The organism is Paenibacillus sp. FSL M8-0334 (genome assembly GCF_038000405.1).
In the GTDB taxonomy this organism is placed as follows: Bacteria; Bacillota; Bacilli; order Paenibacillales; family Paenibacillaceae; genus Paenibacillus_AQ; species Paenibacillus_AQ campinasensis.
This window is the reverse complement of sequence record NZ_JBBOCH010000001.1, coordinates 121388-135105: the sequence shown is the minus strand read 5'-3', so window position 1 is coordinate 135105 and position 13718 is coordinate 121388. Positions and strand designations below refer to the sequence as shown.

Below are 13718 nucleotides of genomic sequence, written 5' to 3'. Positions count from 1 at the left end.
ATGACGAGTATCAATGAAGCGAAAATGGAAAAAGGGTTCAAGGTCTCCGGCTTGACGCAAAAGCTTGGTCCGCTGCTCGGGCTGGTGCTGCTAATTGTCATCGTTTCGATCCTTAATCCGAGCTTTCTGGAACCGCTTAACATTCTGAACCTGCTGCGCCAGGTATCGATTAACGCCTTGATTGCGTTTGGCATGACCTTTGTTATTCTGACAGGCGGGATCGACCTGTCCGTCGGCTCGATCTTGGCCCTGTCCAGTGCGTTCGTGGCTAACATGATGCTGGCCGGCTTTGATCCGATTCTTGCGATCATTATCGGCTGTTTGCTCGGGGGCGTCATGGGGATGGTCAACGGTCTTATGATCACGAAGGGCAAGATGGCCCCGTTCATTGCAACTTTGGCAACGATGACGATCTTTCGGGGATTGACGCTGGTATACACAAACGGAAATCCGATCACAGGCCTTGGCGACAGCATGGCTTTCCAGCTGTTCGGGCGCGGTTATCTGTTTGGCATTCCGGTGCCTGCCATTACGATGATGATTACGTTTGCGATTCTATGGGTCATTTTGCATAAAACATCCTTCGGCCGCAAAACCTACGCGATTGGCGGCAATGAGAAGGCATCGCTTGTATCCGGCATTAAAGTGTCGCGTGTCAAAATTATGATCTATTCTTTGGCGGGCATGCTGTCCGCGCTTGCAGGCGCTATTCTGACCTCGCGTCTGAATTCCGCGCAGCCGACGGCGGGCACTTCTTACGAGCTTGATGCCATCGCGGCGGTCGTTCTGGGAGGAACGAGCCTGACTGGCGGCCGCGGACGGATTGTCGGCACATTAATCGGTGTGCTTATTATCGGAACGCTAAATAACGGACTCAATTTGCTGGGTGTCAATTCCTTCTATCAAATGGTGGTCAAAGGTGTCGTGATCGCGATTGCCGTGTTGATCGACCGGAAGAAATCGGCCTAAGGAGGAGAATCAACGATGAAAAAAACAACATTGTTCCTGGTATCGCTTCTGCTCATCTTCATGACCGGCTGCTCCCTGGAGCCGCCGGAATGGGCAAAGCCGACCCGATCTGGAGACATTAAGGATATGAAAATCGGACTTTCCATCTCCACGCTGAACAACCCGTTCTTTGTATCGCTTAAGGACGGCGTGGTGGCTGAGGCAGCCAACCTGGGTATGGATGTGGTTGTGGTGGACGCGCAAAATGATTCCGCCAAACAAAGCAATGACGTCGACGACCTGATCCAACAAGGGGTAGACGTGCTGTTGATTAATCCTACCGACTCCTCGGCGATTTCCACAGTGGTACAGACTGCGAACAGTCTGGGCATTCCGGTTATTACGCTGGACCGTTCGGCTGAGCAGGGCGAGGTTGAAGCGCTGGTGGCCTCCGATAACGTGAAGGGCGGCCAGATGGCGGCGGAATATATTGTAGAGCAGCTTGGCGAAGGCGCTAAAGTGATTGAACTTGAGGGGGTGCCGGGTGCATCGGCAACCCGTGAGCGCGGTCAGGGCTTCCACGATGTGGCGGATGTGCAGCTGAATGTTGTTGCGAAGCAGGCAGCTGATTTTGACCGGACCAAAGGGCTGAACGTCATGGAGAACCTGCTGCAGGGCAACCCGGATGTGCAGGCAGTGTTCGCACATAATGATGAGATGGCCCTGGGTGCGATCGAAGCGATCCAAAGCTCCGGCAAGGACATTATGGTCATCGGCTTTGACGGCAATGATGATGCCCTGAAATCGATTGTGGCGGGCAGATTGACCGCAACGGTGGCCCAGCAGCCGGATCTGATCGGTCAGCTGGCCGTTCAGGCAGCGAGTGATGTGCTGCAGGGCAACGAGGTAGAGCAGAACATTCCGGCTCCGCTGAAGCTGGTTGTGAAGGAGTAATCTGCGAAAAGACAATATTTTGACCATTAGAGATGGATAGGAGTATCTATAGAACAGCGGCGTCCCCAAGGCAGCAGGTCTTGGGGGGGCTGCTGTTTTTGTTTTGTACACAAACATGAGATAGAGACTATCGGATCATATTTTAATAGGGATTTTATACCAATATATTGTAATATGTGATAAAATGACTACAAATTCTCTTGCATAATTCTATTTGTTTTCGAAGGGTGGATGTGAGAGAAGTCGTGCATGTCCCTAAGCAAGGGCGTAGGAAGGAGATTCATCATACATAAAGCAGTGCCTTAGTTGTGAGAGGTGAGGAGGTAGAGAGGAAGAGGGATAATGTGGGCGAGATGGGCATGGGATTCGGCTCATTTCAATGATCGATTACGAGCTTTCCAGAACAGGGAGAAGGAGCGAGTACATTTTGACCAAAGTAAACGTTCGTCATTCACTGCGCAAGCATATCATTTCTGCATTGGCAATTTTGCTGTCCGTATGCGGAGTCGTGGATGTTCAGCCTGCATCGGCAGCATCCTCGTTTAAGGATGTCCCTGCAGATCATTGGGCGAGAAGTGCGATAGAATCTGCTGTTCATAAAGGTTATTTCAAGGGCTATTCCGACGGGACCTTTCGTCCGAATGCCAACATCACCCGGGCGGAATTTGCTGCGTTAATGGCCAGAGTGTCTAATAATGAAATGGAGAGCGGACAAGGAACCTTCTCGGATATTCAAGGCCACTGGGCTCAATCCGCAATCGCTCAGGCGATAGGGATGGGATTTATATCGGCTCAGGATTATCCGAACGGATTCAAGCCGGGAACGGCGTTGACCCGGGGAGAAATGGCGAAGTGGATGGCTTCGGGGCTAGCCGCGAAGCATGAAGACTTCAAACAAGCTGTTAGCGACACCAAGGATACGCTCGTTCCGGTGGCCGAGTATTACAAGGGCGGGCTGAATAAAGCCGATTATCCTTATGTGGCGGTGGCACTTGGAACTGGACTGATGTCCGGCTATCCGGACGGATCGTTTGGTCCGGGGAAGACAACAACCCGCGCTGAAGTCGCCGTAATTCTGGCAAGATACGTAAACGTGCAGGATAAGGATCCGGAAGACTTCCAGGATTTGAGAGAAATGCGCGAGGTCGGACTGACTGGGACGAATTTGACGACGGCAACGCCATATAGATTTCGTAAATTTTCAGGAACTGATAAGGAGACAAGCTTTGACCGCATTAAAGATAAGCCTTACAAAATGATGTACAACCGAGGCATGATGACGATTCATCGGATGATTGTGGTTGATGCTGATACGTCGAAAAATCCGAAAAATTTGTACGGGAAAATGTTCGTGGATGAAAAATTCAATTGGCCAATATTTGATGATGCTTATAATGTTTTCCTTGAGACTACAGTAGTTCCAAATGATAACACATCTTTATCCAATGCGGCTTTTCCTACTTCCACGTTGTACAACTTTACCCAAGGAAGAGGGTTTGAAAGTGGAGCTATTTCTAAATACGGTCTCACCGTACTGCCTAGAGTTGACGATTTCTTAACCACCGGTTTCTTCAAAAAGGATATTCCACGCCGTTTCTGGATGCATAGATATCTGGGGGATAGTGGTGGGGAAATGGGTAGCGGCAATACATTGGTTATGTTCGGACCTCCTTATAAACCAGAATAACAAGGAAGTGTAAGATGAAGAAGATTAACTATCTTATCATCTCTCTTTTAATGAGTTGCTTAACCGTTTCTATCCTTGGGATTCATTCAGTCAGTGCTGCACCAGATAATGGTCTAGTCGTTGATGTCAGCCCTGATGAACCCAAAGATATCGGGCCTCCAACGTACACACCGGACGCTTCCAAAGGGCCTACAGCTTACCAAAAGAGAATTCGAACAGTTCAAGGTCAGCGTGAATCTAATCCGGGGGTGTATTGGTTTCAAATTGCGGATGGTCGCTTTGCAGCGGAAAGCTACCGAGCTCCAGGTGGGTTTGTCTACGTGGCGAACATCGGCACAGCTTCCAACGGATATCCAGCCATTGGTGAGGTAAGGGATAAAATTGAGATGAAAAGTAATCCGATATATCAGCCGCATGGGTATGTCGATTACAGTGGCCTTCCTGTACCCAAAAGCAGTTTAACTAACGAAAGGCTTACCAGGGTCGAAACCGTGCCGCTACGCCAAGGTGTGGAATCAAACATCACAAAGCTTGAAATCACGGATCTGAAAACAGCAGTACTAATTACATCCCAAACCGGTAAAGTGGGCCCATCAAGTTCTGATTTATATCAGGAGTTCAGGTATGAAGACACCGGTGAACGTCCATGGAATGACACCTGCAGTTGCTTTCTACCCTGGACCGTGAAGAGAGTTGGATTCTACACACCGTTGAATCTCTTCTGGCGTGCTGATGAAGTAGAACAGAAACGCATGGAAGTCAAAGGGAAAACAAGCTTGGCAGTGGGAGAGGAAACAGATTTGCAGGCACTGGTTTCGACCATAGCTCCTGGAGAGACAGATTATAAAAATCCTGTGAACGTTGCTTCAAGGGATCAAACGACCTGGAGTTCAGACAAATCCTCCGTGGTCAGTCTGGTCAATGACAACGGCAGGGTGATGGCCAATAGCCCGGGCACAGCTAAGATCACAGCTGTATGGAAGAGTGATGAGAATAACGGTTATATTCTGACCGCATCAATTACGATCACAGTGGGCGGAGCGCCTACACCAGACCCGGATCCGCCAACAGCGGCATGTACACCACCATCACCTGGCACGAAGATCAAGGGCCGTTACATGGATCCAGTCGTCACAGCGAAAATCTTGGCCGACCAGCGCGGCAGCGAACGGTTCGATGTGCTGCAGGGCATACCGACTTCCGAGACGCTATATGGCAACATTTTTGCAAGGAGCTACCTGGCCCAGCATACCTTTGTCCAGATGTCCGGCGTCTGCACTTTTGAAGTGAATGTCGAGAAGAACTGGACGCTGCACTGGGATCCCGGGCAGCCGGGGCCGGAGGATGCCGACGGCAACCCAACCACTGTGCCGGATCCGCAGACCGACACCGAGACGGTGGTCGAGCGATACACTGTCGAGCGCCCGTATGCCTACTGGGTTATCGACAACCTCGAAGTCTACCGCATCGATCGCGGTCTGCTTCGAAACTACGCGCTCCCCGGCGGCGAGATCACCATTTCGCCGCAAGGATATCAGCCGCCGCCGTTTACGGCCAGCCCAACCGGCAGCTTCGAGCCGCCTTCTCCGGCGGACCCGATTACCGCTCCGCCAGGCACCTATGGCGGCAGCAGCTTCACCAGCCGGCCATCCCCACCGAGCGAGAATTTACAGAGCGTGGCCGAGCAAGGCGTCGAGAAAGTACAGGTGACCAACGACACCCTGGTTTTCAACGGGCAGACCCTCATGAGCGGCAGCCGGGTTGCGGAAACGGGGCCTAGACCAAGCCCTATACCGGAACCGCCTCAGATCGATCAGAATGTGCTGTACAAGCCTGGGAATCTGATCACGCCGGACAAAGTGAACCGGGCCAACACCACCAGTGCGGGAACAATCTTCTACACCCTGCTTCCCGGGAACATCAACGGCGGGGACAACAAGGAATTCCCGATTCATGGCATCAACACGGTGACCGTGCATACGCCGGTGGTGAACTACTCGTCCGTGACCGACGATCAGCCGCACAACCAGAAAACCAACCCGAATCCGAACCGGGCGGCCTTCATATTGGACCGGCCCTTCACCGTACGCATTCCGACCGCGGGGCAGCATGTGAACTATCCGGGCTACGGAAACCGGGACTATGCCAAATACGTTCGGGTCAAGCAGGTGTATTTTCCGTTTGATGTGTACAGCGGGGATCGGCGCACCTTTTACCCGAAGCAGACCTGGATTACCATTCCGACGGCTCAGCTGGATACCGAGTTCTTCCTCCCGGTCTGGGTCGACGAAGGGAATTATGACGTGTACTTCCGCACGATTGCCGAGAATGCGCCGCCGGACTTCACCCCCGAGGCGGGAGCGAACCGGGACTGGCGCCATCATGTGGCCACCGATATCGAGCCGGTGGACGTGATCGGGCGGGTCTACGATTTTCATATTACCGACATTGCGGATTACAACTGGGAGACGGTGTTCCGGACGGCCAAAGGCAGTGCGAACCCCACCGGGGCGTCCTATTGGACCGGACTGCGCGATATTGACGGCCGCACCCGTGGCAACGCGCTTCCGTATACGCTGCCGGTTGCGCCGGGCAAACATCCGGTGCAGGGCTATAAGAACGCTGCCGTCAAGACCGGCTACCATTTCAAATTTGACCTGAAAACGAAAGGGAATATGTTCGGTCCGCGAGATGCGATTTCGATTACACCGAGCTTTTACTTTGTGAACAAGGACGGAACGGGACGGCAGCCGGTCGATTTGTACTACCACAGCGGCAAGCAGTACTTCATCCGCGTCGGCTCGCCGCAGGATACCGAGAAGCGCTACGTGATCCTGAACGAGCGGCTGAGAAATGTGCCGCAGCAGGAACTGCAGGACACGGCAGCGTACATCTACCAGACGGGGGGCGCGCCTTCGGGCCTGAGCGGCGCGGCGTACGCGAGGCAGTATATCGAGAAGCTGAGCAAGTCCAAAACATGGGTCGGACGCTATGACTGGCTGCTGCTGCCGCCGGAGGTACGCACCCTGCTGGGGCCGAAAACGAACCTGCCGGCCTCGGTGAACCCGCTGCGGGCGAATGCGTCGATCCAGCATTGGTACGGGGAATACAGCATCCCGGCAGATGTGTATGTCGTGCCGAAAGGAACGAATGTGGCCGAGTATGGGCGGACGAACCGGCTGGATGAGAAAGCGGACATCTTTTTGCGAAACGGTTATATTATTGTGAATTTCAATATTGAGACGATTCGCGAAGGGAACACGAGTCAGCCGCATTTGCAGTACATTCATGCGCCATTGATGAATCAGTGGCGGCTGGAGGGCTATGGCAGCACGTATGCTGACCCGTACGGAAATACATTTCCGCTAAGGGACGGGGATGTGGTGTTTTACCACGGGGACCAGTCGAGCCGAGGGGATTTTCGTTCGCAGGTGCCGCACTAGGCCAGTCGCCAAGCTTGACGATGTGATGGGGGCCCAAGCTGCGTCTTCCTGCCCCTCTGTAAGCGAAAAAGGCGGCATTCCATCCGGATGAACTTGTCCGAAACAGGATAGTGAAGCAACGTATCTACTAAGCGACCTGCGCCAGAAGATGGCGGCAGGTCGCTTTTATACATGAAACGAAGCAGGATTGAAGGGGCTAGCCTTAGCTTCATACATCCGCAACACATGTTAGAGGGATACCATCCGTCCCACCAGGCTACTCTTTAATAACTTGCACAGCGCATAAAAGCCGACGATAATGAGGTATGACAACGCGCACTCCACTTAGGAGCGGAGCGTGGAAAGTTCGTATAGAGATGGGGAGAGCCAATGGAGTTGGAGCCGATTAAGACCAGGAAGAACAGGGCTGCTGCCAGCGAAAAAGGGGCGGTGGTTATGCTCCAGGGAACAGCTTCTGATATCGGGAAGAGTGTGGTGACGACGGCACTGTGCCGTATTTTTCTACAGGACGGGTTCAGGCCGGCACCATATAAATCGCAAAATATGGCGCTGAACTCCTATGTAACGCTGGATGGCAAAGAGATTGGGAGGGCGCAGGGGGTTCAGGCTGAGGCGTGCGGCATCGTCGCGACAACCGATATGAATCCGATTCTGATCAAGCCGGTCAAGGACATGACCTCGCAGATTGTCATTCATGGCGTGCCGGAGCGACGTATGAGTGCAATGGCTTATCGGACGGAGTTTTTGCCGACGGCTAAACAGATCGTGCTGGAAGCGCTGGATCGCTTGCGTGCGGAATACGATATCGTGGTGATGGAAGGGGCCGGAAGCCCTGCGGAGATCAATCTGAAGGACCGGGATATCGTCAACATGAATCTCGCGGGCTGGGCGGATTCCCCGGTCATCCTCGTAGCCGATATCGATCGCGGCGGGGTATTTGCCTCCATCGTCGGCACGCTGGCCTTGCTGGAACCGCATGAAGCCGCACGGGTAAAAGGGTTTATTATCAATAAGTTCAGGGGAGACCTGGCGCTGCTCAAGCCTGGGCTGGATTGGCTGGAAGAGCGGACAGGCATCCCGGTGCTTGGCGTTCTTCCTTATGTGGAGGATATGCGGATCGATGCCGAGGACTCTGTGGCGCTAGAGGAACTTCGCCGCCGTCATGCCGGAGGCCATGATCGGGAACTGGACATTGCCGTTATTCGTTATCCGCGCATCTCCAACTTTACCGACTTTGATCCGCTCGGCTGGGAACCGGATACCGCTGTGCGATATGTCAGCGCCGCGGATGAGCTTGGCACACCGGATGTTGTCATACTGCCCGGGACCAAGGATACGATCAGCGATCTTCAATTTTTGAGGGATCGGGGGCTTGATCAGGCCATATTGCACCAGGTTCGGGAACGAGGAACCCAGCTTGTCGGCATTTGCGGCGGCTATCAGATGCTTGGCGAGCAGCTGCTAGATCCGCATGCGGTGGAGGGAAGCACCCGGGAAGCGAGCGGGCTGGGACTGCTGCCACTCACGACAACCTTCCTCCAGCATAAAAGAACCGTAAGAGCATCTGGACACCTGGCGGATCATCATCCCCTTAGGCTGCACCTTCCGGATGAAGAGCACGTGCTGCCGCTTGAGGCATACGAAATACACATGGGAATTACCCGTTACTTGGATGAGGGGGGAGCTTCCTGCAGATCTTTATTTCGCATAGAGGGAGTCTCCGACATTTCGTCATCCCCTGAGGAACATGGCTGGCATGAGGAAGGCTGTGGTGTGCCAGGCGGACAAATATGGGGCACTTATCTGCATGGTTTGTTTGACAATGATCTGTTTCGCAGAGCCTGGTTGAACGGGATTCGCATGACCAAAGGCCTGCCCGCCGTTTCCGTTTCCTTCAACGCCAGGGAGCGCAAGCAGCAGGAGTTTGATCGTGTCGCCAACATCGTCCGCGAGCATCTGGATATGAATCGGATTTATGAGATTATCGGGATGAATAAAGCGACCTAACCTTTGAAGGATGCCGAAGAGCAACGCGCTTGGGCATTCTTTTTTGTTATGGCTTTAGCCAGTTGAGCTCGCGAAGCGTGCGAAACAAAAAACCACCCGCTATGCGGGTGGAGGGATCGAGGGTTTGACCATCCAGACCATTCCGATAAAATTGAGATGTTCAGGCTCAATAAAATGAAAGGAATGGTCTTAGATGGCAAACAAGAGCTATAGTCTAGCTCACACGAAGTGGATGTGCAAGTACCACATTGTGTTCACCCCGAAGTATAGACGGAAAGAGATCTATAATCAAGTGAGAAAAGATTTAATCGAAATCTTCAAACGATTGTGTAAATACAAGGGAGTAGAGATCATAGAAGGCCACATGATGCCAGATCATGTACATATGCTGGTAGCCATTCCCCCAAAGATATCAGTATCATCGTTCATGGGATATCTGAAGGGAAAAAGCTCACTTATGATATTCGAGAAGCATGCCAACTTGAAGTATAAGTATGGCAATCGAAAATTTTGGGCGGAGGGATACTACGTCAGTACAGTAGGATTGAATGAGGCAACCGTCGCAAAATATATCCGTGAACAAGAAGCACATGACCAAGCAATAGATAAATTGAGTGTGAAAGAGTATGAAGATCCATTTAGCAGAAACAGTAGCAAAAAGAAGTAAACCCGTTTAACGGGTAAGTGAAAGTGACAAATTACACTGAGCCTGAACAATTTTATTGTCAGGCTAGCGTCTTTAGGCGCAGTTTGGCAACAAGGGGTTATACCCCAAGAGCAAACCACCCGTTGGACGGGTGGTCATGATTGCATTTATATGTGGAGAATGATAGTAAAACTTGTTTATATATAGGATAGGGGGGTATACTGTGTGATGTAAAAGTGCTATTTCGTAGCGAGATCAGGGCGATAACAGCACGAGAACAGTATTGATAGGGAGGTCGCAATGATAAAAAAATTAACGCTCATGACAGTCGGTTTATTACTTGTTTCTGGCTTGTTGACGGCATGCAAGGGGCCGGGCACGAGCGACGAGCATGCCGAAGGGCATGTCGGATCCGATCAGGAAAATACGGCGGTCATGTCACCAACGCATGACGATGAACATGAGGAAGGCTCGGCAGATCATGAGTCTGGCAGTCATGGAGACAGTCATGCCGGGCACGATAGCCACTCGGATATGCACAGCGCTGCGGGGGATCATTACCAGGTGGATTTTTCGTTCAATGGGCCTGTCAGAGCAGCCGAGAATGCGGAGCTGACGCTAGAGGTAACTGACTCGGAGGGGAATCCGGTTCAAGATTTTGATATCAGTCATGAGAAACTGATGCATCTGATTGTAGTCAATGAGGACCTGTCGTTTTTTGAGCATATTCACCCTGATTATGAGGAGAACGGCAGATTTACGGTGACAACCGAATTTCCGTATGGAGGAAGGTACAAGCTGTTTGCCGATTTTGTACCGAAGGGCCAAGGTGGCATGACCGTCAGTGACTGGATGGAGGCGGATGGAGAAGTAGCGGAGCTGCAACCGCTAATGGCTGACGAAAGCCTGATCGCAGAGGTCGACGGCAAGGAAGTTGAGCTGACGCTCAGCAATACCCTCTCGAATGAGGAAGCAATTCTGACCTTTGATATCCGGGATGCGGCAACTAAGCAAGGAATCCAGGATCTGGAGCCGTATCTGGGCGCAATCGGGCATGTGGTCATCCTATCCGAAGATGCGGAGCATTATCTCCATGTGCATCCGCTTGACGGGCAGGACACCGGGCCTAAAGCCGAGTTCGTTACTTCGTTTCCAGAGAGCGGTGTTTATAAAATATGGGGGCAGTTTCAACACAAAGGTGAAGTGTTCACCGCTTCATTTGTAGTGGAAGTGCAGTAACGAATAGCAGCATCCGGAAATTATACAAAAGCCTCCCTCGTCTATGGCGTCACAGCCATGGACGGAGGGAGGCTTTTTGTATCGCAAGAAGCTCGCCCGCAAGAAGCTCGCCCGCAAGAAGCTCGCCCGCAAGAAGCTCGCCCGCAAGAAGCTCGCCCGCAAGAAGCTCGCCCGCAAGAAGCTCGCCCGCCTAGCGTCAGCGGGCCCTATGCATGTTCACGCGGCAGTTCCAAGATCTCCACGCCATATGGCGGGAGGGTCAGCTCCCGCCCGCAGACCTCGCCGGTCAGCAGGCTCGGATACGCTGCTTCAAGCTCGACAACAGCTTCCTCTCGGCTCAAATTGAGCACGAATAGATAGGATGCTTGTTCACCTGTACGCACGGTGAGCTGCACGCCTTCCGGGAGCTCCTTGTCGAAGCAGCTGAGACCGGCGACCGAGGCGGCTTCACGGAGAAGCCGAATCAGGTATGCTTCCTCCGGCTGGGTTCCGGTATAATACACCGTTCCTTCTCCGAGGCGGTTGCGCGTAACTGCCGGAGTGCCGCAGTAAAAGTCATCGTTGTACCATGCAATCGGTTCAGCGGTCTGCGGCACGAGCAGATCATTCCACTGCGAGCAAGCATAAGAAGCATCACCGGTCGTGATGATATGGGCATCCTTGCCAATGGGGTCATACTCGGAGACGGTTACCCCGGCACAGCGCGAGAGGAGCGCAGGCAGCTGCTCCATATGACAAATATTGTTCATCTGCTTCACCCCGGATCGCGTGGTCAGAATGACGGTGCCGCCCGAAGCGGCGTAGGACTCCAGCCGCTCGGCCAAGGCTTCGTCCATCAAATAGAGATGAGGGGCAATGACAAGCTTGTAGCTGTCCAGCTGGGCATCGGTATGAATGACATCGACCCCGATGCCAAGCTTGGTTAGCGCCTTGTGCCACTGCTTTATATTTTCATAATAATCGAGCCCCTCGGACTGTTTCTGAATGCCCATGGAGAGCAGCTGGTCGCTTGCGTACAGTATGGCCGCTTCGCTCTGCACGGTGGTGCCTGACAGATTAGCCGCGGCCTTGTTGACCTCCTCACACAGCTGTGTGAACTCCTCGAAGCGACGTCCCGGCACGTTGCTGTGGTCGATCAGGCCATGCCAGTACTGTTCAGCCCCTTGAAGCGCGCTCCGCCAGCGGAAATGAACGACGGTGTCCGCGCCTCTGGCAATCGTCTGCCAGGCAAAAGCTCTAATAAAACCGGGCTGCGGCGTCCGCCACATCGGGAACCAGCAGCCGGGAGGTCCGCTCAGCTGCTCCATAATCCAGAAGCCCCGTTGTTTGATCCCGCGCGTCAAATCCAGGGACAGCGCGCCGCTATAAGGGCCAGTAGAGGTCTTGTCCGGCGATGTATTCGGATAATAATCGAAGGAAGCAAAGTCCAGCTCTTCGCCAATTTGATGCAGATCGAGCTTCTGCGGATAGCTGTGGAAGTTATGCGTGATGTAATGCTCCGGTGCAAGCTTCCGTAGCAAAGCGATTTGCTCCTGTTGGAATTCGGCAGCCGAAGCCGACTGAAACCGGTAATAATCCAGCAGGTAAGACGGATTCTGGAATGGAGATCCGCCAAGCGGTGTCGTAATTTGAGTCCAGTCATTGAACTCGCCGCTCCATACGACCGTTCCCCAGGAACGGTTCACCTCGTCGAGCGTTTCATATTTCGCTTTCACCCACTCGCGAAAACGTTCATTACAGGCGGAGCAGTGGCATTCCAGCAGCCAGTATTCATTGTCGATCTGCCATCCCTCCACGGCCGGGTGGCCCGCATAATGTTCGGCAAGCCTGTGCACGATGCGGCTGGCATACGTGCGCATGGAAGGGCTGTTGAAGCAGCGGTGGCCGCGGACTCCCGCATGTACAGTCTGTCCGCTGGCGGTGATCGGCAGCACGTCCGGGCAGGAATCGGTTAACCACCGCGGAGGGGTGTTCGTGGGCGTGCCCAGGACTACCCCGATGTCGTGATGATGAAATAGATCTACGGCCTGGTCCAGCCAGGTGAAGTCAAATTGACCTTCGGCAGGCTCCATGCGGCTCCATGCAAATTCGGCTAATCGCACAATTTTGACACCTGTTCTCTTCATTAGAAGAGCATCTTCCTCCCACATTGACACATCCCAGTGCTCGGGATAATAATCTACACCCATTCGAAGACGGGACCAAGGTTGCAAATCCGGCATATGATCATAGCTCCTCTCGCGCTTTATTCGCGCCTGTTCTGTCTCTTTTATTGTATCGGAACGAAGCTTGTGGACCTAACAAGATTTTGTTGCTTAATAGCACAATATTGCGATTTAGGATAAAAGGGGGACATCCTTTATCATCCTTGCGCTGGGGCTGCTCCTTCAAGAACAAGGAATGGGGCAGCCGTTTATGAAGGTTCGCCGTTATTTAACCCAGCCTCTAACTCCAGTGGTTGTTTATGTTATGTGAATAACAGGACCTGATGGTGGGATCAGGAAATGATTTTAATGAGAATCATAATTATAAAATGAATTTCAGGGTCTCCGTCGTAAGCAGTTTGCGCGGAAAATTATCATTTTTGTAACTAATTGAGACACCCATTTCATCACTGCAGAAACAGGTTCCTAAAAAAATAGGCGATACTTACCACTTGAACGCGAAGGTCGTTGTTTTAAAATAATACCCATCCCGGTACGGGACTCCCTTCTTATTTTGATCAAAAGGCGATTTGTGGAAACCCTATGCAGGACGCGGTTTTCCCTCGTTTCTCTGTATGACTTTGGTATCA

Annotated in this window: 8 protein-coding genes; 7 read left to right on the top strand and 1 reads right to left on the bottom strand. The window is 52.6% G+C overall.

The features are described 5' to 3' along the window. The 7 genes from rbsC (at window position 1) to MKX64_RS00585 (ending at window position 10924) form a co-directional block, all read left to right on the top strand. Window positions 1-969, top strand: coding sequence for a ribose ABC transporter permease RbsC (rbsC, locus tag MKX64_RS00615; protein WP_095263343.1), 969 nt, complete (start codon window positions 1-3; stop codon window positions 967-969). A gap of 15 nt (window positions 970-984) precedes the next feature. Further along, a complete protein-coding gene (gene rbsB, locus MKX64_RS00610) occupies window positions 985-1902 on the top strand; it encodes a ribose ABC transporter substrate-binding protein RbsB (protein ID WP_341035210.1) in 918 nt (305 codons plus the stop codon). A gap of 508 nt (window positions 1903-2410) precedes the next feature. Continuing rightward, the gene (locus tag MKX64_RS00605) at window positions 2411-3589 is read left to right on the top strand and encodes an S-layer homology domain-containing protein (protein WP_341035209.1); all 1179 of its coding nucleotides are present in this window, start codon (window positions 2411-2413) and stop codon (window positions 3587-3589) included. Between the two features lie 800 nt (window positions 3590-4389). Beyond that, the gene (locus MKX64_RS00600; protein ID WP_341035208.1) at window positions 4390-7032 is read left to right on the top strand and encodes a DUF5704 domain-containing protein; all 2643 of its coding nucleotides are present in this window, start codon (window positions 4390-4392) and stop codon (window positions 7030-7032) included. 435 nt (window positions 7033-7467) lie between these two features. Next, a complete protein-coding gene (locus MKX64_RS00595; RefSeq protein WP_341036192.1) occupies window positions 7468-9039 on the top strand; it encodes a cobyric acid synthase in 1572 nt (523 codons plus the stop codon). 193 nt (window positions 9040-9232) lie between these two features. Beyond that, complete coding sequence (gene tnpA / locus MKX64_RS00590; RefSeq protein WP_341035207.1) at window positions 9233-9706, top strand: IS200/IS605 family transposase; 474 nt, start codon at window positions 9233-9235, stop codon at window positions 9704-9706. 279 nt (window positions 9707-9985) lie between these two features. Beyond that, the gene (locus tag MKX64_RS00585; RefSeq protein WP_341035206.1) at window positions 9986-10924 is read left to right on the top strand and encodes a hypothetical protein; all 939 of its coding nucleotides are present in this window, start codon (window positions 9986-9988) and stop codon (window positions 10922-10924) included. A gap of 206 nt (window positions 10925-11130) precedes the next feature. On the opposite strand, the gene MKX64_RS00580 is transcribed toward MKX64_RS00585, so the two are convergent. After that, the gene (locus MKX64_RS00580) at window positions 11131-13146 is read right to left on the bottom strand and encodes a beta-galactosidase (protein ID WP_341035205.1); all 2016 of its coding nucleotides are present in this window, start codon (window positions 13144-13146) and stop codon (window positions 11131-11133) included. Window positions 13147-13718: the final 572 nt, after the last annotated feature.